Genomic DNA, 25,908 nt, shown 5'->3' with positions numbered 1-25,908 from the left:
CGGCCGGACTCAAAGGCCCACCGGCCTTTGGTCAGGACCGGGGGATGTTCCACATCCCCTGGCTATGAATTTACAAATTATACAGATATAGATAATATGTACAGATCGATCGCACCTCTGGGTGCCTGCAGGCAGCAAGAGCTGCTCGAGCAGGAACAAGAAAGCGGCCCGCGGTTTGATTGAGACTTTCGCACCAGTTGCAACCTGACCGGCATGGCGCCGCAGGCCATTACGATGGCACGCCTACCCAGCGGCGTGCTATCGATGCTCAGGGGCCCCAGAATCCATCGGCCCTGACAGCGCCTTCAATCTAACAAGACTTAACGATGATGCTGAATCTTCCAACCTTCGAGGACGTGTTAGCGGCCGCGCGCCGGCTTGAAGGCTTTGCCCACCGGACTCCCGTGATGTGCTCCCAGACCGCCGACAAGGAACTGGGCGCCGCATTTTTCTTCAAGTGCGAGAACCTGCAGCGCACTGGTGCCTTCAAGTTTCGTGGCGCATTCAATGCGCTGGCGCGCTTCGATGCCGCCCAGCGCCGCCGGGGCGCTCTCGCCTTCTCCGGCGGCAACCACGCGCAGGGCATCGCACTGTCGGCGGCATTGCTGGGGATACCGTCGACGATCCTCATGCCGCACGACGCGCCGGCTGCCAAGGTGGCGGCGACCAAGGGTTACGGGGGCAAGGTGGTGCTCTATGATCGGTACACCGACGACCGCGAGGCAATTGGCCACAAGCTTGCGGAGGAACAGGGTCTGACGCTGATCGGGTCCTATGACCAGCCGGACGTGATTGCCGGCCAGGGAACCGCCGCCAAGGAATTGTTCGAGGAAACGGGCGAGCTCGATGCCCTGTTCGTCTGCCTGGGCGGCGGCGGCCTGCTCTCCGGCTCCGCGCTGTCCGCGCGCGCCCTGGCGCCGCGGTGCAAGATCTACGGCGTAGAGCCAGCCACCGGCAACGATGGCCAACAATCGTTCCGCTCCGGAGCGATCGTGCATATCGATACGCCGCAGACCATCGCCGACGGCGCGCAGGCGCAGCACCTAGGTCGTCACACGTTCGAGATCATTCGCCGTGATGTCGACGATATCCTTACCGCCACTGACGAGGAGCTGGTCGATGGCATGCGTTTCTTTGCGTCACGCATGAAGCTGGTCGTGGAGCCAACCGGCTGCCTAGGCCTCGCCGCCGCACGCGGCATGAAGGCCGAACTGATGGGCAAGCGCGTGGGCATCATCGTTAGCGGCGGGAACGTGGACATTGACCGTTTCGCGGCGTTTCTTGCAGGCTGAGTTGCGTGATTCGCGCGTGTGCAACCTGGTTCCAGCAAGCATGTTCCCTCTCCTTTGGCAGCATTCTTTGGCAGCATTGTGCACTGCCGTGGGGTGGTGAAACACCACCCCATCCTCGACAGTCTCCGCTATCCGTTGCGCCGTCGACGTGCTTCCCGCTTGCTGTAGCCAGGCACGACACCAGGCGCCAGCGGGACTTTGCTGTCCAGGCCGGGATCTGCGCCACACCTGGGCGAGCCGGCATGTGCAGCGGGGGACGCCCCTGCAGGTGATCAAGGAGCTGGGGGGCTGGGAGACGATGGAAATTGTGCAACGTTACGCCCACCTGTCGGCCGACCACCCGGCGCAGTGGGTGGCGCCGGCACTGAAGTTAGGTGCAATTTAGGTGCAGTGGGCAGGAAGCGGGCGAATCGCCGCAAACCGTTGTAGGACTTGGTGCGCCCGGCTGGGATCGAACCAGCAACCCCTGCCTTCGGAGGGCAGTACTCTATCCATTGAGCTACGGGCGCACAGGGTATGACGGGTACTTCGCTGGCAGCGCGCGAGTGCCGCTGCTGGAAAGTCGCATAGGATACCGTGTTTAGCGCCGGACGTCCATGTTGACCTTGATCAGGGTCGTGTATCGACGTCTCTTTCAAGCCGCTTTTGCCTCCATGCTGTAGGGCTTTGGGGCTATAATCGCGAGTTATTTGTGCAAAAACGGGGCTGCGCAGCGTCCACATGAGGCGGGTGGATGGTAGTGGCGCACCCTGCGCAGCTGGCCCTGTTGGGGATGGTTGGGGACGGTTGGCACCGAATAACAGTCCGATGCACGCAACTGGCCGGGGGGATTGGCCACTGGGCATGCGGCCACACAAGCAGCCGAGCGCGAGCGGCCACAGGTTTCCTGCAAAATTGAGAGTTGAGTATGAGCGACGTCCATAACGCACAAGACGAACACGAGTCTCCCATCAAGACCCCCAAGCAGCTGATCGCTGTGGTGATTGCCGCCTTCCTGGTGCCGATCATCGTGATCATCCTGCTGGTCAACTTTGTCGGACACGGCTCCAAGGAAGGCGCCGGCGCCACGGCCACCGTGGAAGCCGTCAACGACCGCATCAAGCCGGTTGCCTCGCTCGAACTGAAGGACCCCAACGCACCGCGTGTCTTCAAGACAGGCGAACAGGTTTACAAGGAAGTCTGCGCTGCCTGCCACGCCACCGGTGCCGCCGGCGCGCCCAAGTACAGCAATGCCGGTGACTGGGCTGCGCGTATCGGCCAGGGCTTCGACGGCCTGCTGAACTCCGTGCTGCACGGCAAGGGCGCCATGCAGGCCCGCGCCGGCACCACCGCCGACGACTACACCGACTACGAACTCGGCCGCGCCGTGGTCTTCATGGCCGATGCGGGCGGTGCCAAGTTCCCCGAACCCGCCGCGCCGGCTGCTGCCGCTACGGGTGCCGCCGCCTCGGCCGCAGGCGCTCCCGCCGCCGCTGAAGCAACCGCCGCCCCGGCGGCCGCAGCCGCGGCCGCGCCGGCTTCCGCCGAAGTGGGCAAGAAGGTCTACGAACAGGTCTGTGCCGCCTGCCACGCCGCCGGCGTTGCCGGTGCGCCGAAGTTCGGCGACAAGACTGCCTGGGCTCCGCGCCTGAAGGAAGGCATGGACGCAGTGCACGCCTTCGCGCTGAAGGGCAAGGGCGTGATGCCGCCGAAGGGTGGCTACGCCGGCCCGGACGCCGACGTGATGGCCGCAGTCGACTACATGGCCAACGCTTCGAAGTAATCAGCCGGTCATTCCTGGCCACCGTGGCGCAAGCCGCGGCAAGGCCCGAAAAAAAGCCCGCGGCATACCGCGGGCTTTTTCTTGTGGGCGCCGCTATCGGGCGCCGGGAAGCGTATCCGGTATGGCGGGACGCCCGGGCGTTGCTTTCAGGCCCTCACACCACGCGCGAGTAGCGTAGCGGTACCGCCTCGGGCGTACCCGTGTCAGCGCCCTGGCCACCCCGGCCCGTTCCGGCAGCCACGGCATGACCGCCGGCTGCGGCCCGCCGGGCATCTTCGCGCAAGTAGCTGTCGAACACCATGGCCAGGCGGCGTACCAGCAATCTCCCGAGCGGCGTCACCGCGATGCGGCCGGGCTCGCAGCGCACCAGGCCCTCCCCGGCCAGCCGCGACAGTTCGACGAGTTCGTCAGCGAAGTGCGCTGCGAAATCGATGCCATGGCGGGCTTCGACCGCTGCCACGTCAAGTACGCCGTTGCACATCAGCGCACCGATGACCTCGCGGCGCAAGTGATCCTCGCCTCGCATGGCGAAGCCACGCATCACCGGCAGCGTACCCTGGTCGAGGGCGCCGTAATAGTCGTCGAGCGTGCGGGCATTCTGCACGTAGCGGCCTGCCACGGCGCCGATCGATGAGACGCCGAAGCCGAGCTGGTCGTAGCCGGCATGGGTGGAATAGCCCTGGAAATTACGCTGCAGCCGGCCCTCGCGCTGGGCCACGGCGAGCGCATCGTCCGGCCGTGCGAAATGGTCCATGCCGATATAGACGTAGCCTGCTGCGGTGAGTTGTCCGATGGTGCCGACCAGGATGTCGAGCTTTTCGGCCGGCGCGGGCAGCGCGCTTTCGTCGATGCGGCGCTGCGGCTTGAACACGTGCGGCAGGTGTGCGTAGCTGTACACCGAAAGCCGGTCGGGACGCATTGCCAGCACCTGTTCCACGGTGGCGGCAAAGCGCGCCGTGGTCTGGTGCGGCAGGCCGTAGATCAGGTCCATGCTGACCGAGTGGAAACCCAGCCTGCGGGCGGCGTCGACCACGGCCTGCGTTTCCGCCAGCGACTGTACGCGGTGGATCGCCCGCTGCACCTCGGCGTCGAAGTCCTGCACACCCAGGCTGATACGGTTGAAGCCCAGTTCGGCCAGCAACGCCATCTGCGCGTCGCCGATCCGGCGAGGGTCGATCTCGATGGAGTGCTCGCCGTCGGGCAGCAGGTCGAAATGCCGGTGCAGCGCGTCCATCACGCTGCGCATCTCGGCGGGATCGAGAAAGGTCGGCGTACCGCCGCCCCAGTGCGACTGCATCACCTCGCGGCGCGTGCCGAGCTGCCGCGCCACCAGCGCCATTTCGCGCGCGAGGTAATCCACGTAGCGCGCGCTGCGGCGGTGATCCTTGGTGATGATCTTGTTGCAGCCGCAGTAGTAGCAGATGTTCTCGCAGAACGGCACGTGCACATAGAGCGACAACGGGGCCAGCCGGCCGGAATCCGGGACGGGCGCAGCAGCGCAATCGGCCAGCGCCTGGAGGTAGTCCGCCTCGCCAAAACCGGCGTGGAAGCGGTCCGCCGTCGGGTAGGAGGTGTAGCGCGGGCCGTTGATGTCCATGCGGCCGGCCAGTGCCCGGAAATCCGACAAGGCATGCTGGTCAGGCGGCAGCGCGCCGGTGGAGCCTGCCTGCCTGCGAGTGCAGGTTTCGCCGCAATTGCCGGAGCAGCTGCGTGGCTGGCCGGCAACGGGGTCGGGGACATTGGCAAGCGTGGTGGGCGTAGCGCAAGCGGTGGCGGGGGCAGTCGCAGCCATGGGGCGGCCTTCGTGGTGGATTCGATGATCCATCGTAGAGGTCCCCGTCCCCGCACGCGTTGACCGGGGTCAAGCTGTGGCCGGACACATCCCGGCAGATTTCATGCGCGGCGCCCGGCCATTCAGCCGCGCGGCAGCACCAGCCGTACCCGCAGGCCGCCCTCCGGCCGGTTTGCCAGCGTGAGTTCGCCCCCATGGCGCGCAACGATATCGGCGGCAATCGCCAGGCCCATGCCGACCCCGCCGGTGCTGCGGTTGCGCGAGGATTCGAGCCGGTAGAACGGTTCCAGCACACGCGACATTTCTTCCTCCGGGATGCCTGGACCGCTGTCGCAGACATCGATCACGACGCGCTCGGGGCTGTCGGTCAGCTCGATGCGGGCGCTGCCACCGTAGCGATGCGCGTTCTCGACCAGGTTGACCACGGCGCGGCGCAGCTCGGCCGGATAGGCCAGCAAGGGCTCGGCGTGACCGGACAGGCGAACGTCCTGGCCGATCTCGGTGGCATCGTCCACCACCGCCTGCAGCAGCGCCTCCACATCCACCCGCTGGCGCGGCACGGCGGCGCCGTCGCGCTCGCGCAGGTAATACAGGGTCGCGTCGATCAAGCCGTTCATCTCCGCCAGGTCCTGGCGCAGGCGATAGCGCACCTGACTGTCGTCGATACCTTCGATGCGCAGGCTCATGCGCGTGAGCGGCGTGCGCAGGTCATGCGATACCGCGGCCAGGAAGCGCGACTGCTGCGCCAGCTGCGTGCGGATGCGCTGCTGCATGCGATTGAAGGCCTCGGCCGCGGCGCGCGCCTCGGCCGGGCCGCCCTCCTCGTCCAGCGGCGGCGCATGCACATCCTGGGCCAGCCGGCCCGCGCTGCTGGCAAGGCGCTGGACTGGCCTGGCCAGCAGGCGCGCCCCCACCCAGGAGGCGGCGATGATGGCGGCGAGCTGGAACAGCAGGCCAAGGCGCGGTGGGCCGAATACGCGCGAGCGGTGCGGCGGCCGTGGCATGGCGGCGTTCCCGTTACCCGGGTACGCCCCGCCCTGCGGCGGGGGGCCTCCCGGCGCGCCGGGCCGGGCGGACTCGCCTGGCGGCGGTGGTGGTGGCGGTTCGTTGCCAGGCACGAAATGGAACCCGCCCGATCCCGGACGGGGGAACAGGCTCTCGATCACCGTGACGCCGAGCACATGCACGGCCAGCATGATGGCCGCCATCACCAGGAACAGGCGCACGAACATCGAGTCATGGCGGGCCAGCCAGCCCGCGCGCTCAGCCTTCGACGGTGCCGGTGAAGACATAGCCTTCGCCTCGGACGGTGCGGATCAGCGTCGGGTCGCGCGGGTCGTCGCGCAGCTTCTGGCGCAGGCGCGAGACCAGCAGGTCGATGCTGCGGTCGAACACGTCGAGATCGCGGCCGCGCGCCTGGTTGATCAGGAGTTCGCGGTCGAGCACGCGGTTGGGATGCTCGATAAAGGCCAGCAGCAAGCGAAACTCGGCATTGGACAAGGGCACCACGGTCTCTTCGCCGTCCACCAGCTGGCGCAGCGTGGTGTTCAGCCGCCAGTTGCCGAAGCGCAACTCGTGGCCGCCGACCGCGGGGGGGCGCCTGGCGCCGCCATTGCCGCCATTGGCACCGGCGGCCCGGCTGCGGCGCAGCACGGTATGGATGCGCGCCACCAGTTCACGCATCTCGAAGGGCTTGGTGACGTAGTCGTCCGCGCCGACCTCCAGCCCGACCACGCGGTCGGCCAGTTCGGTGCGCGCGGTCAGCATGATGACTGGCAGGTCACCGCGCTCGCGGATTTCCCGGCACAGCGCCAGGCCGTTTTCGCCGGGCAGCGAGAGATCGAGCACCACCAGGTCGTAGTCGCGCACGGCCATGGCGGCGCGCATGGCGGCGCCGCCCTCCGCGCCGTCGGCCTCGATGCCGAAGGTGGCGAGGTATTCGGCCAGCATGGAGCGGATCTGCGGGTCGTCGTCGACGATCAGCAGGTGCAGGGGCGAAGCGGGAGATAGGTCCATCGGGATTCGGGAGGCTTTACAACGGTTTGCGGCGGCAGGTTGGCCGCAGGTTGGCAGGTCTTGCGGCTGGCTGCCGCCAGGATTCACTCTACCAGCCTTGCACGCCTGGCTGATGGGCCCGGTGTGGCGTCTTTGTATCCATCCTGATACGAAGCGCCGGCGCCCGCCAGCCGCTTTGTACGGCATTGCTTCGGCTCGCTGACCAAGCGCTCAAGCATGCCGGGGCGCGCTTTTCTAAGATGGCATGTCGCTAACCCGCTGCTTTGGCGCGCTTGCGCCGGATACCGGCGATCCGGTCGCCGCTTTGCCTTGCCATTGCCCACTATGCTTCATGGGCCGGCATGGCGCCAGCAAGCCCGGGGAACGCTCCCGCATGACGTCCATGGAGACTCCTATGACCCAGCCACAAGCCTTGCTGCCCCGCCTGCGCACCCTCGTTTCTCTCGGCGTACTCTGCGCCGCCGGCGCCATGGCGCTGCCCGCGCACGCGCTGCAGACCGGCGCGCCGGCACTGCCCGGGCCGGCCCAGCCGCCGGTGCCAGTGTCGCTGCGCGACGCGCTGGCACTGACGCCGGCCCAGACCGCCCTGTGGCAAGCCGCCCGCGCCGCCGCGCGCGAAGCGCATGCCCATGCGCTGGAACTGCGTGCACGCCTGATCCGCGAGGGCGGCGACCCGGATGCGGCAGATGCGCCGGCGTCGTCGCTGCGCGCCCGCGCGGAGCGCGAAGACCGCCTGCACGATGCCCTCGACAAGGATCGCCGCGCCGTGCGCGACCGCTGGATTGCCTTTGACGAAAGTCTGGATCCAGGCCAGCGCAAACACCTGCGCGCCATGCCGGAAGGCGCCCGCTGGCTGGGATTGGCGCCCGCGGGCCCGTTCGGGCCGATGCCCCCCGGCCTCTTTCACGGTGCAATGGCAGAAGGGCCCGGGCCCATGACCGGCAGGAGGCCCGGACCGGGGCCAATGCCTTGCGCCTTTGCCGCGCCTGGCCCTGACGACGTACCCGGCGCTGCGGCCCCGCGCTGGCAAGGAAAACGCGATGCGCAGTAAAGACCACGTTCACCCCGGCGACGAGGCCGCCAGCGCCGGACGCCGCCGCTTTCTCGGTGGCGTGCTCGGCGCCGGTGTGGCGGGATGGGCCGGCAATCCCGCGGCCCGGCCACTGCCTGCCGCGCAGCCCGCGCCGGCGGCCTGCCTGCTGACTCCTGCCCTGACCGAGGGGCCCTTCTATATCGACCAGGCGCTGGTGCGCAGCGATATCCGGGATGGCCGCCCGGGCCAGTTGCTACGGCTGCGGCTGATCGTGCTGGATACCGGCCGCGGCTGCGCGCCGGTAGAAGGCGCGCAGGCAAGCATCTGGCATTGCGATGCCGGCGGCAGCTATAGCGGCTATGACCTGGCCAGCATGCCGCCGTCGCCCGGCGGCGCCCACGGCGGAGGCGGCATGCATGCCGCGCCCACCAGCGCCGCGCGCTTCCTGCGGGGCGTGCAGCCCACCGGGGCCGATGGCAGCGCCCGATTCGTGACGATCTATCCCGGCTGGTACGCGCCACGCGCGGTGCATATCCATCTCAAGATCCATCTGGGCCAGAGGGAGGTGCTGACCAGCCAGCTGTTCTTCGACGAGACGCTGAACCGCGAAGTGCATCTCGGCCATCCCGCCTACCGCGCGCGCGGCGCCTCGCCGTTCCTGAACAGCCAGGACCCGATTGCGGGCACGCACCCGGGCCTGGTGCGGGTACGGCGGCTGCAGGATGCCTTGGGCACGCTGGAAGGCGAGTTCACGGTGGGAATCGTGCGCGCCTGACCTGGATCCGGCTTTGGCATCCGCCGCCGCTTTCCCGGTCTCGCGGCCCGGCGGCAGCGCCAAAAAAACGCCCCCGGACACTGAAGTGCGGAGGCGCTGAACAGGGAAGAAGTCGGGCATGCTGCCCGGCCACGCCGAGACGAAGGGACGAATCGGCGCGGCGCCCGCTCAAGAAACGAGCCGGGCATCGGTGATGTTATGCGTGCCGCATGCCGAGGTCTTGTCTTCCTTGTATGACGATGTATCGACTTTGTACGCCGTGCCGGCGCGGGGCATGGCCGGCTTACGAAGCCGCGGGCTTGCCGAGCAGCGCCTTGAGCCCGGCGAGCCGGTCCTTCGGGCTCATGGCCGGGGTTTCGTCCACCGGCGCGGGGGCTTCCTCCAGCTTCATCTCGCCGATAAAGCGTGAAGGCTCGCAGGAATAGGTATCGCGGGCGCGCTTGCGCTTCTTGCACCAGCTGATGTGCAGGCTGCGCTGGGCGCGGGTGATGCCCACGTACATCAGCCGGCGCTCTTCCTCGATCTTTTCGTCGGTCATGTCCTCGTCTTCGCGGCAATGGGGCAGGATGCCCTCCTCCACGCCGACCAGGAACACGTGCGGATATTCCAGCCCCTTGGAGGCATGCAGCGTCGACAGGCGCACCGCGTCCGGGTCTTCCTCGCGGCCTTCGAGCATGCTCATCAGCGCAACCGTCTGGGTCAGCTCGAGCAGGTTCTTGCCTTCGTCGCCAAAGCCATCGGCGGTGTCGAAGCCGGTGGCCTCCTCGCCTTCGCCGGTGGCTTCCGGCTTGGTGCCCTTGCGCTTGAGCCAGTCGAGGAATTCCAGCGTGTTGGTCCAGCGCGACTGGGCCTGGCGCTCGTCAAAGGTGTCGTAGAGGTAGGCCTCGTAGTGGATGCCTTCCATCAGGTCGTCGAGCACTTCGGTGGCGGGATCGCTGGCCGCGCGGCCGGCCAGGCGCACCATGGCCTCGCAAAACACCCGCAGCGGCTCCAGTTGGCGCGGCTGCAGCTTGCCTTCGATGCCGCCCATCATGGCCGCCTCGAACAGCGAGACCTTGGCCTGGCCGGCGAAGGTGCCCAGCACTTCCAGCGTGGCGTTGCCCACGCCACGTTTCGGCGTGGTGATGGCGCGGATAAAGGCAGGATCGTCGTCCGGGTTGGCGATCAGGCGCAGGTAGGCGCAGATGTCCTTGATCTCGGCCTTGTCGAAGAAACTCTGCCCGCCCGACAGCACATAGGGAATGCGCTCGCGGCGCAAGATCTGCTCGAACAGCCGCGCCTGGTGGTTGCCGCGATACAGGATGGCGTAGTCGCGGAACTGCGCGCGCCGCTCGAACTTGTGGGCGGAAAGCCGGAACACCACGGATTCCGCCTCGTGCTCCTCATCGTTCATCGGGTTGATGGCGATGGCATCTCCCATGCCGTGCTCGCTCCACAGCTTCTTGTCGAACAGCTTGGGATTGTTGGAGATGACCGCGTTGGCCGCCTCCAGGATGCGCACGGTGGAGCGGTAGTTCTGCTCCAGCTTGACCACCTTCAGGTCGGGGAAATCGGTCTGCAGCAGACGCAGGTTGTCCAGCGTGGCGCCACGCCAGCCGTAGATGGCCTGGTCGTCGTCGCCCACCGCGGTGAAGGCCGGCGCGCGCAGGTGCGAGCCGCCGGCGAGTTGCTTGAGCAACTGGTACTGGCAGGCGTTGGTGTCCTGGTACTCGTCCACGAGGAAGTAGCGCAGCCGGTTCTGCCAGCGCAGGCGCACCTCCTCGTTGCGAGCGAACAGCTCGGCCGGCAGGCGGATCAGGTCGTCGAAATCCACCGCCTGGTAGGCATGCAGCGTGGCCACGTAGTTGCGGTAGATCAGCGCCGCCTGGTGATCGTCGGCGTTGGCGGCCTCGGCGATGGCGGTCTCCGGATCGACCATGCCGTTCTTCCACAGGGAGATGGTGCTCTGCACATTGCGGATCAGCTTCTTGTCGGTGGTGGCGAGCTGCTCCTGCACCAGGCCGAAGCAATCGTCCGAATCCATGATGGAAAAGCGCGGCTTCAGGCCCACGTGCTCTGCCTCGGCCCGCAGGATCTGCACGCCCAGCGAGTGGAAGGTGCTGACGGTGATCTGCTTGATGGGGATGCGCTTGCCCTCACGCGTGGTCTTGCCCTCCATCAGCTTGGCGATACGCTCCTGCATCTCCTTGGCGGCCTTGTTGGTAAAGGTCACCGCGGCGATGTGCCTGGGCTGGAAGCCTTTGTCCTCGATCAGGTGGGCGATTTTCTGCGTGATCACCCGCGTCTTGCCCGAACCGGCGCCGGCCAGCACCAGGCAGGGGCCGTCGAGATAGCGAACGGCTTCGGATTGGGCAGGATTGAGTCCGTGGGTCATACGTGGCGGGAAGTGACGGATGTGCAACGCGGAGGCGCGCGCTGGCTGGGCGGAGGGTGGATGCTAACACGCGGCCGAGGCGCCTCCGCGGCAATGAAAGTGGCCCGGCAGGGAGGAAGTAACACTTCGTAAGGTCCGGAGCCATGGGCATGCCGGCACCGTCTAATTTTCATGTCCGCACGTGTGCGCTGCGTGCCGGATGCATGTCACGATACATTGGAGCGAATCATGAAGACCCTGCAATCCCTGGGCAAGGTGGCCTTGATCGGTATCGCGGTAGCGAGCATGGCCGGCTGTGCCGACATGAGTCCCAAGCAACGTAACACCGCGATCGGCGCCGGCGTGGGCGCGGTCGGCGGTGCGGTGCTGACCGGCGGTGACGCGCTGGGCACGCTCGGCGGCGCCGCGGTTGGCGGCGTGATCGGTAACGTCACGACCGACAACCCTCGCAGGAGGTAGGCGAGCCGCCCTGCCCTTGCGCCGTTCCCATGGCGCCGGGGTCGGCGCGGACCGCGTTGACAAAGCCGGGGCGCTCCCGTAAATTGCGCGCATCCGACCGGGAGAGCGCGCGAATCCTGCGCCGCCGAAGGGGTATCACCCGAAAACTCTCAGGCACCATGGACTGGTTGGATCGGCTTGCAACAGGCACACGATGCACGCCGTACTCTGGAGAGCGGCACCCGCCATTTTTCGACATGGTCGAATAGATGGTGAGCGTGCCCACCGAAGGGGCGCGCAAGGCCCGGGCCCAACCGGACCCGCCTTGTAATCTCTCAGGTATCGAGGACAGAGGGGTCATCCGCCGCAGCGGATTTGGCAGCGCCATGCGCGTCGAATCCTGTGGCGGATGGCCCTTTTTTCGTTTTCGAACCGAGATTTGCCTTCCCCCGAGGATTCCATGACGCTCCAGGCCACGCCCCTCAATGCTATCCACCGCGCCCTCGGCGCCCGCATGGTCGATTTCGGCGGCTGGGACATGCCGGTCAACTACGGCTCCCAGATCGAGGAACACAAGGCCGTGCGCGGCGATGCCGGCATGTTCGATGTCTCCCACATGTGCGTGGTCGATCTCGATGGCGTGCACGTGCGTGCCTTCCTGCGCGGCCTGCTGGCCAACAATGTGGACAAGCTGCAAACGCCGGGCAAGGCGTTGTACTCCTGCATGCTCGACGAAAAGGGCGGCGTCATCGACGACCTGATCGTCTACTTCTTCGCCGAAGACCGGTTCCGCCTGGTGGTCAACGCCGGCACCGCGAACAACGATATCGAATGGATTGCGGCCCGCAACGCCGCCACCAACAGCGGCGTGAAAATCACCCCGCGCCGCGGCGACAACGCCCCCGATGGCGTCGCGCCGCTGGCCATCGTCGCCGTGCAGGGCCCCAACGCCCGCGCCAAGGTCTGGAGCGCCTTTCCCTCCACGCAGCCCAGCGAAGCCCTGAAGCCGTTCAACGCCGTGGTGGTGCAGGACCCCGCCCTGGGCGAAGTCATGGTCGCGCGCACCGGTTACACCGGCGAAGACGGCTTCGAACTGGTGGTGCCCGCCGCGAACGTCGCTGGCCTGTGGGAAAAGCTGATCGCCGCCGGCGTGGCGCCGGCCGGCCTGGGCGCGCGCGACACGCTGCGCCTGGAAGCCGGCATGAACCTGTACGGGCAGGACATGGATATCCACACTTCGCCGCTCAACGCCGGCCTGGCCTGGACCGTGGACCTGCAAAGCGAACGCGACTTCACCGGCAAGGCGGCGCTGGTCGCCGCGGGCCAGACCCAGCAGTTCGTCGGCCTGATCCTGCGCGATAAAGGCGGCGTGCTGCGCGCCCATCAGAAGGTCATCACCCCCGCCGGCGACGGCGAGATCACCAGCGGCACCTTCAGCCCGTCGCTGTCCCAATCCATCGCTTTTGCCCGCCTGCCGCGCGATGTGGCCATCGGCGCCGAGGTGCAGGTCGAGATCCGCGACCGCAAACTCGCCGCGACTGTGGTTAAACTGCCGTTTGTGCGCAATGGCAAGGCACTCGTGAGCTGAACGCTCGCACCCGGTCACAGCGCGCCTGCCGGCGGTTTCCCCGTCGACCATCGACACCCTCCGGCAGGCGCTGAATAACAAATTGAATCTGGAGAATCCCATGAATTTCCCCGCCGACCTGAAATACACCGAGTCCCATGAGTGGGTGCGCGTCGAAGCCGACGGCACCCTGACCATCGGCATCACCGACCACGCGCAGGACGCGCTGGGCGACATCGTCTTCCTGGAACTGCCGGAAGTGGGCAAGTCGGTCGGTGCCGGCGACGCGCTGGCCGTGGTGGAATCGGTCAAGGCCGCGTCCGACATCTACGCCCCGGTGGCTGGCGAAGTGATCGCCATCAACGATGCCGCCGCCGCGGCCCCCGAAAGCGTCAATGCCGATGCCTTCGACGCCTGGCTGTTCAAGCTCAAGCCGGCCAACAGCGACGACGTGAACGGCCTGATGTCGGCCGACGCCTACAAGGCCAACGTCGGCGCCTGATGCCAGATCGTCATTCCCGCGCCACGGGAGTGACGGATAAAGATTGCCGCGACGCGGCCGGGCCGACCACCCGCCGCACCGCTCCCACGAGATCCTTGCCATGAACGCCCCTCTGCCCATGACCGCCGCCCAAGCTGCCCGGCCCACGCTGGCCGAACTGGAGGCGCGCGACGCCTTCGCCTCCCGACATATCGGCCCCGACGAGACCGAACAGCAGCACATGCTGAAGGTGCTTGGCTATGACAACCGCGCCGCGCTGATCGACGCCGTCATCCCCGCCGCCATCCGCCGCCGCGACGGCATGCCGCTGGGCCAGTTCACCGAGCCGCTCAGCGAGGAGGCCGCGCTGGCCAAGCTGCGCGGCCTGGCGAGCAAGAACCGCGTGTTCAAGAGCTTTATCGGCCAGGGCTACTACAACACCCTGACCCCGGGCGTGGTGCTGCGCAACATCTTCGAGAACCCGGCCTGGTACACCGCCTACACGCCCTACCAGCCCGAGATCTCCCAGGGCCGCCTGGAAGCCATGCTGAACTTCCAGCAGATGGTGACCGACCTGACCGGCCTGGACATCGCCAACGCCTCGATGCTGGACGAAGGCACCGCCGCTGCCGAAGCCATGACGCTGCTGCAGCGCGTCAACAAGCACGCTTCCAGCACCTTCTATGTGGCCGACGACGTACTGCCGCAAACGCTGGAAGTGATACGCACCCGCGCCCTGCCGCTGGGCATCGAGGTCAAGGTCGGCCCCGCTTCGGAAGCCGCCGGCGCCCATGCCTTCGGCGTGCTGCTGCAATACCCCGGCGTCAACGGTGACGTCGCCGACTACCGCGCCATCGCCGACGCCGTGCACGCCGCCGGCGGCCTGGTGGTGGCTGCCGCCGACCTGCTGGCGCTGACCCTGATCGCCGCGCCCGGCGAATGGGGCGCCGACGTGGCGGTGGGCAACTCGCAGCGCTTCGGCGTGCCGCTCGGCTTCGGCGGCCCGCACGCCGGCTATATGGCGGTCAAGGATGCGTTCAAGCGCTCCATGCCCGGCCGGCTGGTGGGCGTGACCATCGACGCGCAAGGCAACAAGGCGTACCGGCTGGCCCTGCAGACGCGCGAGCAGCATATCCGCCGCGAGAAGGCCACCTCCAATATCTGTACCGCACAGGTACTGCTGGCCGTGATGGCGTCCATGTACGCCGTGTACCACGGCCCGCAAGGCATCAAGCGCATCGCGCAACGCGTGCACCGCCTGACGGCCACGCTGGCCGGCGGCCTGGAACAGCTCGGCTATGCGCGCACCAACGCCACCTTCTTCGACACGCTGACGCTGGAAACCGGCTTCAACACCGAGGCCCTGCACGCGGCAGCCACGGCCCGCGGCATCAACCTGCGCCACGCCGGCGCCACCCGCATCGGCATCTCGCTGGACGAAACCGCCGCGCGCGAAGACGTGGCCGCCCTGCTGGAGATCTTCGCCCACGGCAAGCCGGTGCCCGATTTCGACGCACTGGAGGCCGCCGCGCAGGACGCCTACCCGGCCGGCCTGGCCCGCCAGAGCGCCTACCTGACCCACCCGGTGTTCAACACGCACCACGCCGAGCACGAAATGCTGCGCTACCTGCGCATGCTGGCCGACAAGGACCTGGCGCTGGACCGCACCATGATCCCGCTGGGCTCGTGCACCATGAAACTCAACGCCACCAGCGAGATGATCCCGGTGACGTGGCCCGAATTCAGCAAGGTCCACCCGTTCGCGCCGCTCGACCAGACGGTCGGCTACCGCGAGATGATCGACCAGCTCGAAGCCATGCTGTGCGCCGCCACCGGCTACGCCGCGGTGAGCCTGCAGCCCAACGCCGGCTCGCAGGGCGAGTACGCCGGCCTGCTGATCATCCATGCCTACCATGCCAGCCGCGGCGAAAGCCATCGCGACATCTGCCTGATCCCCTCCTCGGCGCACGGCACCAATCCCGCCTCGGCGCAGATGGCCGGCATGAAGGTGGTGGTGGTGGCCTGTGACGAGAACGGCAACGTCGACCTGGAAGACCTGGCGAAGAAGGCCGATCAGCACAGCAGGAACCTCGCCGCGATCATGATCACCTACCCGTCCACGCATGGCGTGTTCGAGCAGGGCGTGCAGCAGATCTGCGACATCGTTCACCGGCACGGCGGCCAGGTCTATGTGGACGGCGCCAATATGAACGCCATGGTCGGCACCGCCGCGCCGGGCCAGTTCGGCGGCGACGTGTCCCACCTGAACCTGCACAAGACCTTCTGCATCCCCCACGGCGGCGGCGGCCCGGGCGTCGGCCCGGTGGCGGTCGGCGCGCACCTGGCCGACTTCCTGCCCAACCAGGACAGCGTGGGTTATCGCCGCGACGACCGCGGCATCGGCGGCGTGTCCGCCGCGCCGTTCGGCTCGGCCAGCATCCTGCCGATCTCGTGGATGTATATCGCCATGATGGGTTCGGCCGGCCTGACCGCCGCCACCGAGAACGCCATCCTGGCCGCCAACTATGTGGCGCGCCGCCTGTCGCCCTACTTCCCCGTGCTCTACACCGGCCAGCACGGCCTGGTGGCGCACGAGTGCATCCTGGACCTGCGCCCGCTGCAGAAGACCACCGGCATCTCCAACGAGGACGTGGCCAAGCGCCTGATGGACTACGGCTTCCACGCCCCCACCATGAGCTTCCCGGTGCCGGGCACGCTGATGATCGAGCCGACCGAGAGCGAGGCCCTGCACGAGCTGGACCGCTTTATCGACGCCATGATCGCCATTCGCGCCGAGATCGGCCGCGTGGAGGACGGCAGCTTCGACCGCGAGGACAACCCGCTGAAGAACGCGCCGCACACCGCCGCGGTGATCACCGCCGACGCCTGGGAGCACAAGTACACGCGCCAGGAAGCCGCCTACCCGGTGGCCTCCCTGCGCACGCAGAAGTACTGGCCGCCGGTCGGCCGCGCGGACAACGTGTACGGAGACCGCAACCTGTTCTGCGCCTGCGTGCCGATGAGCGAGTACGCCGACCAGGCCTGAGCCCGTCGGCAGGCCGTGGCCGGCAGCCGCGATCCCGCCAACGCGCTATGCTCGAAGCGGTAGCGCGGCCACCCGGCCGCGCCTCGCGAACGGAGCATCCATGTGGAATCTCAGCGCCCCCTGGTGGGAATTCGTCCTGCGCGGACTGATCGTCTACGGCAGCCTGCTGGTGTTGCTGCGCCTCTCCGGCAAGCGCCAGATCGGGCAGCTCACATCGCTCGACCTGGTGCTGCTGCTGGTGCTGTCCAACGCGGTGCAGAATTCCATGAACGCGGGGGACAACTCCGTCACCGCCGGGCTGATCCTGGCAGTGACGCTGGTCGGCGCCAACCTCGTGCTGGCCTGGCTGAGCTGGCGCAGCCGGCGCTTCGAGAACGTGGTCGAGGGGCGCCCGCAGGTGCTGGTGCACGAAGGACACGTTTATCCCGACGTGATGAAGAACGCCTATATCACCCGGGACGACCTGCATAAGGCGCTGCGCCATGCCGGCTGCCAGCGGGTGGCGGATGTGCATTTCGCCATCCTCGAGAACGACGGCACCATCAGCGTGATGGTGAAGAAGGAAGTCCCCCAAACTCCGCGCGACGCTGCCAGCTCCCTGTGGCGCGCCCCGGATAACGACAGCAACGACACGCCGGTCTGAAGCCGGCGTCAGGTAGTCCCCAACCAGGAGTTTCCCGTGGCAGTCAGCGTCTTCGACCTGTTCAAGGTGGGCATCGGCCCTTCCAGTTCGCATACCGTGGGGCCGATGCGCGCTGCGCTGATGTTCGCCCAGGGCCTGGCGCGCGACGGCCTGCTGCCGCTGGTCGCCAGCGTGCGCGTCGAGCTGTATGGCTCGCTCGGCGCCACCGGCCGCGGCCACGGCACCGACAAGGGCGTCATGCTCGGCTTGCTGGGCGAAGCGCCCGACACCATCGACCCCGACACCATCGAGCAGCGCCTGGCCGCGCTGCGCGCCAGCCGCACGCTGTCGCTGCTCGGCACCCATCCCGTGCCCTTCGTGGAGAAGGAGCACATCGTCTTCTATCGCCGCGAGGCCATGGCCGAGCATCCCAACGGCATGAAGTTCCATGCCTTCAATGCCGGCGGCGAGCCCATTCGCGAGGGGCGCTACCTGTCGGTGGGCGGCGGCTTCGTGATCACCGCGGGCGCGGCCAATACGCAGATCCTGGAAGCCGACCATCAATTGCCGCATCCGTTTCGCAGCGGCCGCGCCATGCTGGAGATGGCGGCCGCGAGCAAGAAAAGCATCGCGCGGCTGATGATGGAAAACGAATGCGTGTGGCGCAGCGAGGCCGAGGTCAACGCCGGCCTGCTGCAGATCTGGGCCGTGATGCAGGCCTGCGTGGCGCGCGGCTGCCGCACCGACGGCGAGCTGCCGGGCCCGTTCAAGGTCAAGCGCCGCGCGCCCGAGCTGTTCCGCAACCTCACCGAGCACGCCGAGCGCGCGCTGGCCGATCCGCTCTCGGTGATGGACTGGGTCAACCTCTATGCGATCGCCGTCAATGAAGAAAACGCCGCCGGCGGCCGCGTGGTCACCGCGCCCACCAACGGCGCCGCGGGCATCATTCCCGCCGTGCTGCACTACTACGACCGCTTCGTGCCGAACGCCAGCCCGCAGGGCGTGATCGACTTCCTGCTGACCGCCGGCGCGATCGGCATGCTGTACAAGCTCAATGCGTCGATCTCCGGCGCCGAAGTCGGCTGCCAGGGCGAGGTCGGCGTCGCCTGCTCAATGGCCGCCGGCGCCCTCGCCGCCGTGATGGGCGGCACGCCGGAGCAGGTCGAGAACGCTGCCGAGATCGGCATGGAGCACAACCTCGGCCTGACCTGCGACCCGGTCGGCGGGCTGGTGCAGATTCCCTGCATCGAGCGCAACGCCATGGCATCGGTCAAGGCGGTCAACGCCGCGCGCATGGCGCTGCGCGGCGACGGCATGCACTATGTCTCGCTGGACTCGGTGATCAAGACCATGCGCGAGACCGGCGCCGACATGAAGACCAAGTACAAGGAAACGGCGCGCGGGGGGCTGGCGGTGAACATCGTGGAGTGCTGAGACCGTCTCCGCGCTTCCACGGCACTTTCTGCTACGCTTGCCGGGCATCCACCCCCACCCACCTGGAGTCCGGCATGATCAAGATCAGCTTTCTCTACCCGCACAGCAAGGGCGGCAAGTTCGACATGGAGTACTACCTGCAGCGGCACATGCCGCGCGCCATCGAGCTGTTCGGCGCGCATCCCGGCTACCGCGGCGTGGCGGTGGAACGTGGGCTGGGCGGCGGCGCGCCGGGCTCGGATCCGGCTTATACGGTGATGTGCCATTTCCTGTTCGAGTCGGTACAGGACTTCGCGGCTGCGGCCAAGGCAGCCGGCAACGAATTGCAGCGCGATATTCCCAACTACACCGATGCGGTGCCGGTGGTGCAGCTTAGCGACGTGGTGACCATCGCTTGACCCAGCCGCGTCCGCAACTTATCCACAACCGTTTCGTCCATCCCCGGCCCGGCCTGCCCGGCAGATTGCTGGGCAGGCTGGTGTCCTCGCCCCGGCTGCTGGCGGCCCGCCGCGCGCTGCTCTCGCGCCTGCCTTTCATGGTGCTGCAAAGCGAGGTCGAGCGGGTGGTCTACCTGAACTGGCTGGTGGACGCCAAGGCCGCCGCCAGGTACGTGCCGCCCGGCGTGCGCCTGTGGCAGCGTGACGGCAAGACCCTGTTCACCGCGCTCACGTACGCGCACCGGCACTTCGGGCCGGCCGCCGCGGGGCCGCTGCGGCGGCTGTATCCGTCGCCGCTGCAGAGCAACTGGCGCTTCTATGTCGACGAACTGCCCGGCGGCATGCGCGCCGACCGTATCGTGCTGTTCGTCAAGAACACGCTGGACAGCGCCATCTACGCGCTCGGCAGCCGCCTGTTCAGCGACGCCCTGCCATCGCACCTGGCGGCGCGCTTCGTGCACCGGCAACAGGACGACGGCGCGATCCGCACCGAGATCGTTCCCGGCGCCGGCAGCGCGCCTGCGCTGCGCAGCGCGGTGCGGCCCGCCGCCGTGCGCGGGTTGCCCGCCGGTTTTGCCGACTGCTTCGATTCCTGGGAGTCCGCGGTGGCCTTCCTGTGCCTGCAGGACAGCGCCATCTCGCAGGTGGAGGATGCCGGGCGCATCGCGCACGCCGGCATCGACCTGCCGATCGACCTGGCCGCCGTGCAGCCGCTGGAAGCGGCAAGCGACGAGTGCGATCTGCCGATGCTGCGCGAACTCGGCGCGCAGCACGCGCAGCCGTTCTGTTTCCTGGTGCCGGCGGTGCCCTTCCGCGTGCTGTGGGAACGGCTATTGTGAATAGTGAAGCAAAGCGGTGAAGCTAAGCAGTGAAGCGAACGCCGCGACACCATGTCGCGGCGCTATCATGTCCGATCCCACTCCGGCGGTACTGTCATGCAGACCTTCCATCAGCTGTTCGACGAAACCTCGTCCACGTACACCTACCTGCTGATCGACGCCGCCACGCGCGAGGCGTTGCTGATCGACCCGGTCGATCACCAGCTAGAGCGCGACCTCGCGCTGCTGCAGGCCAGCGGCGCCAGGCTGGCATGGGTGGTGGAAACCCATGCGCATGCCGACCACATCACCTCCGCGGGCCATGTTGCACTGCAAACCGGCGCGCACACGGCGGCGCCGTCGGGCTGCGATATCCGCCCCGCGCAAAAGCAGCTGATCGACGGCGATACGCTGCAGTTCGGCACGCAGACGCTGCGCGCCATCCACACGCCGGGACACACCGCCGGCAGCATGAGCTACCTGTGGGAAGAAGCCGCGCCGGCGGGCCCGGTGCGCCGCGTCTTCACCGGCGACACGCTGCTGATCGACGGCTGCGGCCGCACCGATTTCCAGTCAGGCGACGCGGGTACGCTGTACGACAGCCTCACGCAGAAACTCTTCAGGCTGCCCGACGACACCGTGGTCTATCCCGCCCACGATTACAAGGGCCGTACCCAGTCCACCATCGGCCAGGAACGCGCGCACAACAGCCGCGTGGCCGGCCGCACGCGTACCCAGTTCATCGAGATGATGGGGCAGCTCAACCTGCCAAAGCCCAAGCTGATCGACGTGGCGGTGCCGGCCAACCAGCGGCTTGGCTTGCGGGACGGGGAACGGGTGCCGCATGGGGCGTGATGAACCCGCCCCCTTCCGGTAGCCCGCCGGCCCGGAACAAGCGACAAGCACTTCAACGGAGAGCAGAGCATGGCCGAATACACCGCAGAAATCCTCTGGCAGCGTGGCGAGCAGGACTTCCTCGGCAACCGCTACAGCAGGAAGCACCAGTTGCGCTTCGATGGCGGGATCGAGGTACCCGGATCGTCATCGCCCCACGTGGTGCCGCTGCCCATGTCGGATGCCGCGGCCGTCGATCCGGAAGAGGCGTTCGTCGCCTCGCTCTCCAGCTGCCACATGCTGTGGTTCCTTTCCATTGCGGCCAAGCACAGGTTCTGCGTGGACCGCTATTTCGATGCGGCGGTCGGGACCATGGCAAAGAACGCCGAGGGCAGGATGGCGATGACGGTGGTCACGCTCAGGCCCGAGGTCACCTTCTCCGGGGAATGCCAGCCTACCCGCGAGGAGATCGCGCACCTGCATCACACGGCGCACGAGGCCTGTTTTATCGCCAACTCGGTCAAGTCGGAGGTGCGCTGCGAGCCGGTGTACGCCGGCGCGCAGAGCTAGACAGTGTCCTGGTGTCACCCTGCTGGCGGGCCGGCGGCCTCGGCCGGCGCAACCGCAGCCGTCGGCCACCTGCCGCCACCAGCAGGCGCCCTCAGCTCGCCCAGCTGTCGCAGGTCTGCCTGACCGTCTCGCGCAGGCTGCGCGTGTCGGCATCGATCTGGCGCACGCGTTCGGCGTCGCCGTTGCGGCTTTGCGCCAGCGTGCGGATATTGGCCAGCGCATCGAGCGAGCCGAGCGCTTCCGCGTGCGGCACCAGCGCGTCGCAGATCGACATGATGTGATCGGCGATGGGCATGCGCGTCAGTTCGTTGGGATGCACGTATTCGCCTTCCAGGCCGAAGCGGCAGGCCTGGAAGCGGTTGAAGGTGTAGACCAGGTAATCGTCGTCGTGCGGCATGAAGGGGCGCGACAGCAGCAGGTAGCGGGCCAGCGCCTGGATATAGGCGGCGATATCGCAGGCGCGGCCCACCGTCAGCGGCGTGTCCATCACGCGGACCTCGATGGTGCCGAACTCGGGCTTGGGGCGGATATCCCAGTAGAAGTCCTTCATGCTTTCGATCACGCCGGTATTGCGCATCTTCTCGAAGTAAGCGGTGAAGGCATCCCAGGTAAGCAGGAACGGCGCGCGCCCGCTCATCGGAAAGGCCGCGACCGAGTTCAGCCGCGCCGAGGCGAAACCGGTATCCACGCCCTGCACAAAGGGCGACGAGGCGGCCAGCGCGATGAAATGCGGCACGTAGCGGCCGATCGCATGCAGCAGGAACAGCGATTCGTCGGCGCTCGGGCAGCCGATATGCACGTGCTGGCCGAACACGGTGAACTGCTTGGCCAGGTAGCCGTAGAGTTCGGAGATGTACTGGTAGCGGGGCGAATCGGAAATGGTGCGGTCAGCCCATTGCTGGAAGGGATGGGTGCCGCCGCCGCAGATGCCGAGATTGAGCGAATGCGAGGCTTCCACCATCAGGTCGCGCATGGTGCCGAGCTCATCCAGCGCCTGTGCATAACTATGGCAGATGCCGGTGCTGATCTCGATCATCGACGGGCTGATCTCCGGCTTGATGTCGCCGGCATGCTGTGCGCCTTTCAGCGCACGCAGCAGGTCCGGCGCGAACGGCGCCAGGTCGTAGTCGTGCCGGTTGACCAGCTGCAGCTCCAGCTCCACGCCAAAGGTCAGCGCCTCGGAGTGCTTGAACGGTTCCAGTGACATCAGCGCCCTCCTCCATTGCCTCTGACCTCGCCGGCATAGCGAAGTGCCCAGGCGGCCAGGGCAGGCCCCAGCAATTGCTCGATCGCCAGCGCGCACAGGATGATGGCGGCCAGCGGCTCGCCGGTGCCGGGGTACAGCCGCGCGACATCGCTCATCAAAAGGTAGGCCAGGCCCGACATGGGCGCCAGCGCAAGTCCGAGGGCCACGCATTGCTTCAGGCTCAGGCCCGAGAAGGAGCCCAGCGAGGCCACGCCCACCAGTTTGGCGATGTGGCGCAGCAGCACCAGCACCACCGCGGCGCTGCCGCCGATGGCCCAGTCGTGCACGGTCAGCGGCAGGCCGAGCGAGACCACCATCACGATGATCAGCAAACTGCCGGCGCTGCCGAAATGGGCCGGCCAGACGCGGGGCTGGCTGTCCTGGTGCTTGAACACCACGCCGGCCAGCATCAGCGTGAGCGGCATGGAGAGCTTGAGCACGCGCGTCAGCGCCAGCGTGAACAGCACCAGGCCCACCAGCACCAGGAAGCTGTAGTGATCGTCCGACGCCATGCGCGCGTAGATGGCGTGCCCCAGCTTGCCGATGCCCCAGGCCAGCAGGCAGGACCCCGCCAGCAGGTATAGCGGATGGAGCAGCGCGGCGCCCAGGTTGCCATACTCGGAATGCAGCCAGCCGGTGGCCACCTGCACGATGGCGGCGGCGTAGATGCTGTTGAGGGCCGCCATGGCGAGCAGGCGCTCGGTGACCTGGCCATCGGCGCGCAGCTCGTTCTTCAGCTGCAGCACGATGGTGGGCGACGTGCTGACGGCGATGCCGCCGGCCAGGATGGCCACCGCCGGGCTCACGCCCATCCATTGGAGCACCGCGGCCACCAGGCCCCAGGTCAGCAGGCTTTCAAACGCACTGGTGAAGAGCAGCCAGCGGTTGGCCCGCAGCCAGGTGATCGACAGGCGGTGGCCCAGCTCGAACAAGGCCAGCGCCAGCGCCATGTCGATCAGGATGCGGCTCTGCGCGATCATGTTCTCGTCGACGATGCCGCGGCCCAGCATGCCGGCCAGGAGGCCCGTGGCCGCGTAGCCGACGATGCGGGGCAGCCGCAGGTACATGCGGCATATCTCGCCCGCCAGGCCCGCGCCCACCAGCGCCAGCCCGACCCAGAAAAGCCCGCCCGGTGCCAGGGGCAGGCTTGGAAACAATTGGCTCAGTCCATTCATAGATGACATGGTAGCGGAGGCACATGACATTCCATGTCAGAGTTTGTCCGACACCGCACGGAAGTTGCTGGCAACGTGATGCGTTCAGACGTAAAAAAACGCCATCTTACGGGGATGGCGTTTTTATTGCCGCTGAAGCGGCGGTACTGGCGCTGCAGGGGGCTAGACGCCCCAGAACTTCCATGCCGGGCGGGTTGCGCGCAGACTTGCTTCCACGCGCGTGAAGAGCGTGCGCGTCTTGCCTTGCGCGGCGCCCTGCGCGCGCGCCTTGTCGAAGTAGGCCAGCGCGGTCTCGCGCTGCTCCAGCCCCAGCGCGGCCTCGACCGCGCCAAGGTAGGCGTCGCCCTCCCAGCGGTCGCGCGCGGCAAAGGCGGTCTGGAAATCGGTCAGGGCTTCGGCATATTGCTTCTCGCCGTTGCGGATCAGGGCGCGCTGCACGCGCGGAAAGGCCTGGTCCCAGGGATCGCCGGCGGTCAGCGCGATGGCTTGCTCGAACAGCGGCAGCGCCCGCTCCGGCGCGCCCAGGTCGCGCCAGATCAGGCCGAATTCGTTGCACAGCCACGCGTCCTCGATCAGCAGGGCACGGCGCTGCAGCACCTCGATCTCGGCCAGCGCATCGGTGCGGTCGTGCTGATCCATGCCGCCAGCGGCGTTGCGCAGCAGCCCGGCGAAGTGCGCGCGGGCGTGCGCCAGCGCATGCGCGGTCTGGCTACGCTCCTCGACCGGCAAGGCATCGGCGCGCGCATCGACGTGCGCCAGCGCGTCGCGCGCCGCCGACATCACTTCCGCGCCCCCGATCGCCTTCCAGGTGCTCATCAGCCGGCTGAACACCCAGCCCACATTGGACGGATCGCGTTCCAGCGGATAGCGGTTGAGCACATCGCCCGCCACTTCCACCGCCTTCGGGTGCTGGCCAGCCGCCTCGAGGCATGCGAGCAGGTCGATCCAGTGCTCGATGAATTCGCTGGCCGCAATGCCTTTCTCGCGCAGGGCGATGCGCTCGGCGCGCAGGTCCGCGCCCTCCAGCCGCTGCGCCAGGTTGTGGCACAGCAGCGAGTAGAGATGGGGATCGGCATCGTCATAGCCGCCTTCGCCGGTGGCGAAGTACTTCTCGAAGCGCGCCAGGCCCAGCCGGTAGCCCTTGATCAGTTGCGGCGCGAGCGCGGCCTCGGCGGCCGGCACGGCGGCCATGAATTCGGCCAGTGCCACGCCGGCGTGGTAGTAGCCGGTGGCATCGGTGGCGCCCTCGGCGAAAGCGAAGCGCAGCCACGGCTCTGCCTCGCCGGCCTGGTGGCGCCATTCCAGCTCGCGCACCTGCGCCTTCGGGTCCGGCACCTGGCGCTGATAGGTGGCCAGGTCGTCCCAGGCGCCGTCGAGGTCGCCGGCACGATAGCGCAGCGGGGCCCGGATGCGGCGCGCCTGGGGGTGATCCGGCTGGCTGGCCAGCACGATGCCGGCCTGTTCGGCGGCAAAGGCGTCGCCAGCAGCTTCGTCGAGTTCGAGCAGTTCGGGGTTGTCCAGGCCAATCCGCGCCAGGCACAACCGCAGCATCGGCTCGGCCTGCTCGCCGGCGGCATGCACATACGCCAGCGCCTGGCCGAGGATATCCGCCGCGCCAAGGTCCGGCGCCCGGTACAGCAGGTCATACCAGTAGGCGCCGGCGGCAGCGTAGTCGCCCAGCCGGTAGCGCACCAGCCCCGCATGCAGGCGGGCGCTCCACTCGCCCGAGGACAAGCCATTGCGCAGCGCAGCTTCCTCCAGCCACGGCAGCGCTTCCTGGAGGCGCTCCATCCCCATCAGCAGCATGCCGTAGCGGTGCGCGATCACCCCGCGCGAGGACCAGCGGTGCGCCGGGTGCAGCGCCAGCCCGGGCAGCTTCGCCAGCGCCGCGTCGAGCACGGCAAAGGCGGCTTGCGCGTCGCCCCGGTCGTAATGCAGGCGGGCCCGCAGGCAATCGAAATCCACCACTTGCGGCTGCGCCAGCGAAAGCTGGTCGAGAATGACCAGCGCTTCATCGTAGCGCTCGGCGTTGGCTAGCTCGATGGCGTGGTCGTAGCTGACTTCCTGCACGGACACGGACTGCTCCTTCTGGGTGGATGTGCGAGTGCGGGATTATGCGCCATCGGCGCCCTGCACTGCTTGTGAAAACAAGGGGCGATTCTGCCGTTCCGTCAACGCCGGGCACCTGCCCGTTTC

At 67.6% G+C, this 25,908-nt stretch carries 21 protein-coding genes, 1 tRNA gene, 1 pseudogene and 2 riboswitches; of the genes and pseudogenes, 15 read left to right on the top strand and 8 right to left on the bottom strand.

All coding sequences use genetic code 11. From position 1 onward, the window contains the following. The first annotated feature begins 326 nt into the window (after positions 1-326). Positions 327-1,292: a threo-3-hydroxy-L-aspartate ammonia-lyase gene (locus P3W85_RS21435; protein ID WP_430869585.1), complete on the top strand. Its 966-nt coding sequence runs from the start codon at positions 327-329 to the stop codon at positions 1,290-1,292. 214 nt (positions 1,293-1,506) lie between these two features. Further along, positions 1,507-1,677, top strand: a pseudogene (locus P3W85_RS21430) (tyrosine-type recombinase/integrase); the annotation flags it as partial. 48 nt (positions 1,678-1,725) lie between these two features. On the opposite strand, the gene P3W85_RS21425 reads toward P3W85_RS21430, so the two are convergent. Further along, positions 1,726-1,801 (bottom strand) — tRNA-Arg (locus P3W85_RS21425). A gap of 398 nt (positions 1,802-2,199) precedes the next feature. Between P3W85_RS21425 and P3W85_RS21420 the strand changes: the two genes are divergently transcribed. Further along, a complete protein-coding gene (locus tag P3W85_RS21420; RefSeq protein ID WP_276266257.1) occupies positions 2,200-3,054 on the top strand; it encodes a c-type cytochrome in 855 nt (284 codons plus the stop codon). A gap of 154 nt (positions 3,055-3,208) precedes the next feature. Here P3W85_RS21420 and hemN read toward each other — a convergent pair whose 3' ends face one another. The 3 genes from hemN to P3W85_RS21405 form a co-directional block, all read right to left on the bottom strand. Then, positions 3,209-4,651: an oxygen-independent coproporphyrinogen III oxidase gene (gene hemN / locus P3W85_RS21415; protein WP_276266271.1), complete on the bottom strand. Its 1,443-nt coding sequence runs from the start codon at positions 4,649-4,651 to the stop codon at positions 3,209-3,211. Positions 4,652-4,968: 317 nt separating this feature from the next. Further along, the gene (locus P3W85_RS21410) at positions 4,969-6,138 is read right to left on the bottom strand and encodes an ATP-binding protein (protein WP_276266256.1); all 1,170 of its coding nucleotides are present in this window, start codon (positions 6,136-6,138) and stop codon (positions 4,969-4,971) included. Then, positions 6,110-6,862 carry a response regulator gene (locus P3W85_RS21405; RefSeq protein ID WP_276266255.1) on the bottom strand — a complete coding sequence of 251 codons (753 nt, stop codon included), beginning with the start codon at positions 6,860-6,862 and terminating at the stop codon, positions 6,110-6,112. Before P3W85_RS21405 ends, P3W85_RS21410 begins: the two co-directional genes overlap by 29 nt. 394 nt (positions 6,863-7,256) lie before the next feature. On the opposite strand from P3W85_RS21405, the gene P3W85_RS21400 reads away from it, so the two are divergent. Together P3W85_RS21400 and P3W85_RS21395 are read left to right on the top strand one after the other, a co-directional pair. Next, positions 7,257-7,913: a Spy/CpxP family protein refolding chaperone gene (locus P3W85_RS21400; protein WP_276266254.1), complete on the top strand. Its 657-nt coding sequence runs from the start codon at positions 7,257-7,259 to the stop codon at positions 7,911-7,913. After that, positions 7,903-8,670, top strand: a complete 768-nt coding sequence (locus P3W85_RS21395) for a protocatechuate 3,4-dioxygenase (RefSeq protein ID WP_276266253.1) — start codon at positions 7,903-7,905, stop codon at positions 8,668-8,670. Before P3W85_RS21400 ends, P3W85_RS21395 begins: the two co-directional genes overlap by 11 nt. Before the next feature lie 283 nt (positions 8,671-8,953). Here the strand turns inward: P3W85_RS21395 and P3W85_RS21390 are convergent, their stop codons facing one another. After that, a complete protein-coding gene (locus P3W85_RS21390; protein WP_017229873.1) occupies positions 8,954-11,044 on the bottom strand; it encodes a UvrD-helicase domain-containing protein in 2,091 nt (696 codons plus the stop codon). A gap of 228 nt (positions 11,045-11,272) precedes the next feature. On the opposite strand from P3W85_RS21390, the gene P3W85_RS21385 reads away from it, so the two are divergent. The 10 genes from P3W85_RS21385 (at position 11,273) to P3W85_RS21340 (ending at position 21,291) form a co-directional block, all read left to right on the top strand. Then, on the top strand, positions 11,273-11,503 hold the full coding sequence (locus tag P3W85_RS21385; RefSeq protein WP_017229872.1) for a glycine zipper 2TM domain-containing protein: 231 nt from the start codon (positions 11,273-11,275) through the stop codon (positions 11,501-11,503). A gap of 88 nt (positions 11,504-11,591) precedes the next feature. Then, positions 11,592-11,679, top strand: a riboswitch (glycine riboswitch). A gap of 21 nt (positions 11,680-11,700) precedes the next feature. Next, positions 11,701-11,844: riboswitch (glycine riboswitch) on the top strand. A 98-nt stretch (positions 11,845-11,942) separates the two neighbouring features. Beyond that, positions 11,943-13,070, top strand: coding sequence for a glycine cleavage system aminomethyltransferase GcvT (gcvT, locus tag P3W85_RS21380; RefSeq protein ID WP_017229871.1), 1,128 nt, complete (start codon positions 11,943-11,945; stop codon positions 13,068-13,070). A gap of 100 nt (positions 13,071-13,170) precedes the next feature. Beyond that, complete coding sequence (gene gcvH, locus P3W85_RS21375; RefSeq protein ID WP_006157271.1) at positions 13,171-13,551, top strand: glycine cleavage system protein GcvH; 381 nt, start codon at positions 13,171-13,173, stop codon at positions 13,549-13,551. 100 nt (positions 13,552-13,651) lie between these two features. Continuing rightward, positions 13,652-16,576: an aminomethyl-transferring glycine dehydrogenase gene (gcvP, locus tag P3W85_RS21370; protein WP_276266252.1), complete on the top strand. Its 2,925-nt coding sequence runs from the start codon at positions 13,652-13,654 to the stop codon at positions 16,574-16,576. 100 nt (positions 16,577-16,676) lie between these two features. Further along, on the top strand, positions 16,677-17,219 hold the full coding sequence (locus tag P3W85_RS21365) for a DUF421 domain-containing protein (RefSeq protein ID WP_276266251.1): 543 nt from the start codon (positions 16,677-16,679) through the stop codon (positions 17,217-17,219). A gap of 36 nt (positions 17,220-17,255) precedes the next feature. After that, the gene (locus tag P3W85_RS21360; RefSeq protein ID WP_017229868.1) at positions 17,256-18,632 is read left to right on the top strand and encodes an L-serine ammonia-lyase; all 1,377 of its coding nucleotides are present in this window, start codon (positions 17,256-17,258) and stop codon (positions 18,630-18,632) included. A 74-nt stretch (positions 18,633-18,706) separates the two neighbouring features. Next, positions 18,707-19,030 carry an EthD family reductase gene (locus P3W85_RS21355; RefSeq protein WP_017229867.1) on the top strand — a complete coding sequence of 108 codons (324 nt, stop codon included), beginning with the start codon at positions 18,707-18,709 and terminating at the stop codon, positions 19,028-19,030. Next, positions 19,027-19,908, top strand: a complete 882-nt coding sequence (locus tag P3W85_RS21350; protein ID WP_276266250.1) for a DUF2071 domain-containing protein — start codon at positions 19,027-19,029, stop codon at positions 19,906-19,908. Before P3W85_RS21355 ends, P3W85_RS21350 begins: the two co-directional genes overlap by 4 nt. A 96-nt stretch (positions 19,909-20,004) precedes the next feature. Then, positions 20,005-20,742: an MBL fold metallo-hydrolase gene (locus tag P3W85_RS21345; RefSeq protein ID WP_017230607.1), complete on the top strand. Its 738-nt coding sequence runs from the start codon at positions 20,005-20,007 to the stop codon at positions 20,740-20,742. Between the two features lie 69 nt (positions 20,743-20,811). Then, positions 20,812-21,291 carry an OsmC family protein gene (locus P3W85_RS21340; protein WP_017230608.1) on the top strand — a complete coding sequence of 160 codons (480 nt, stop codon included), beginning with the start codon at positions 20,812-20,814 and terminating at the stop codon, positions 21,289-21,291. A gap of 91 nt (positions 21,292-21,382) precedes the next feature. Here P3W85_RS21340 and P3W85_RS21335 read toward each other — a convergent pair whose 3' ends face one another. The 3 genes from P3W85_RS21335 to P3W85_RS21325 all read right to left on the bottom strand — a co-directional run bounded on the left by P3W85_RS21335 (position 21,383) and on the right by P3W85_RS21325 (position 25,788). Continuing rightward, a complete protein-coding gene (locus P3W85_RS21335) occupies positions 21,383-22,498 on the bottom strand; it encodes a YbdK family carboxylate-amine ligase (protein WP_017230609.1) in 1,116 nt (371 codons plus the stop codon). Next, the gene (locus tag P3W85_RS21330) at positions 22,498-23,721 is read right to left on the bottom strand and encodes a cation:proton antiporter (protein ID WP_035817331.1); all 1,224 of its coding nucleotides are present in this window, start codon (positions 23,719-23,721) and stop codon (positions 22,498-22,500) included. The genes P3W85_RS21335 and P3W85_RS21330 overlap by 1 nt, the downstream gene beginning before the upstream one ends. A 153-nt stretch (positions 23,722-23,874) precedes the next feature. Next, a complete protein-coding gene (locus tag P3W85_RS21325; RefSeq protein ID WP_276266249.1) occupies positions 23,875-25,788 on the bottom strand; it encodes a tetratricopeptide repeat protein in 1,914 nt (637 codons plus the stop codon). Positions 25,789-25,908 lie beyond the last annotated feature (120 nt).

The sequence above is a fragment of the Cupriavidus basilensis genome (assembly GCF_029335485.1).
GTDB lineage: Bacteria > Pseudomonadota > Gammaproteobacteria > Burkholderiales > Burkholderiaceae > Cupriavidus > Cupriavidus basilensis_E.
The sequence above is the reverse complement of the archived record's forward strand: the minus strand, read 5'-3'. Positions and strand labels throughout refer to the sequence as shown.

What these genes read in the sequence shown, in the direction of transcription:
- P3W85_RS21330 (WP_035817331.1), bottom strand. Translation starts at nt 23,721, where the DNA reads ATGTCATCTATGAATGGACTGAGCCAATTGTTTCCAAGCCTGCCCCTG.
- P3W85_RS21390 (WP_017229873.1), bottom strand. Translation starts at nt 11,044, where the DNA reads ATGACCCACGGACTCAATCCTGCCCAATCCGAAGCCGTTCGCTATCTC.
- P3W85_RS21385 (WP_017229872.1), top strand. Translation starts at nt 11,273, where the DNA reads ATGAAGACCCTGCAATCCCTGGGCAAGGTGGCCTTGATCGGTATCGCG.
- P3W85_RS21335 (WP_017230609.1), bottom strand. Translation starts at nt 22,498, where the DNA reads ATGTCACTGGAACCGTTCAAGCACTCCGAGGCGCTGACCTTTGGCGTG.
- hemN (WP_276266271.1), bottom strand. Translation starts at nt 4,651, where the DNA reads ATGGACATCAACGGCCCGCGCTACACCTCCTACCCGACGGCGGACCGC.
- P3W85_RS21345 (WP_017230607.1), top strand. Translation starts at nt 20,005, where the DNA reads ATGCAGACCTTCCATCAGCTGTTCGACGAAACCTCGTCCACGTACACC.
- P3W85_RS21340 (WP_017230608.1), top strand. Translation starts at nt 20,812, where the DNA reads ATGGCCGAATACACCGCAGAAATCCTCTGGCAGCGTGGCGAGCAGGAC.
- P3W85_RS21405 (WP_276266255.1), bottom strand. Translation starts at nt 6,862, where the DNA reads ATGGACCTATCTCCCGCTTCGCCCCTGCACCTGCTGATCGTCGACGAC.
- gcvP (WP_276266252.1), top strand. Translation starts at nt 13,652, where the DNA reads ATGAACGCCCCTCTGCCCATGACCGCCGCCCAAGCTGCCCGGCCCACG.
- gcvH (WP_006157271.1), top strand. Translation starts at nt 13,171, where the DNA reads ATGAATTTCCCCGCCGACCTGAAATACACCGAGTCCCATGAGTGGGTG.
- P3W85_RS21365 (WP_276266251.1), top strand. Translation starts at nt 16,677, where the DNA reads ATGTGGAATCTCAGCGCCCCCTGGTGGGAATTCGTCCTGCGCGGACTG.
- P3W85_RS21395 (WP_276266253.1), top strand. Translation starts at nt 7,903, where the DNA reads ATGCGCAGTAAAGACCACGTTCACCCCGGCGACGAGGCCGCCAGCGCC.
- P3W85_RS21400 (WP_276266254.1), top strand. Translation starts at nt 7,257, where the DNA reads ATGACCCAGCCACAAGCCTTGCTGCCCCGCCTGCGCACCCTCGTTTCT.
- P3W85_RS21355 (WP_017229867.1), top strand. Translation starts at nt 18,707, where the DNA reads ATGATCAAGATCAGCTTTCTCTACCCGCACAGCAAGGGCGGCAAGTTC.
- P3W85_RS21420 (WP_276266257.1), top strand. Translation starts at nt 2,200, where the DNA reads ATGAGCGACGTCCATAACGCACAAGACGAACACGAGTCTCCCATCAAG.
- P3W85_RS21435 (WP_430869585.1), top strand. Translation starts at nt 327, where the DNA reads ATGATGCTGAATCTTCCAACCTTCGAGGACGTGTTAGCGGCCGCGCGC.
- gcvT (WP_017229871.1), top strand. Translation starts at nt 11,943, where the DNA reads ATGACGCTCCAGGCCACGCCCCTCAATGCTATCCACCGCGCCCTCGGC.
- P3W85_RS21410 (WP_276266256.1), bottom strand. Translation starts at nt 6,138, where the DNA reads ATGTCTTCACCGGCACCGTCGAAGGCTGAGCGCGCGGGCTGGCTGGCC.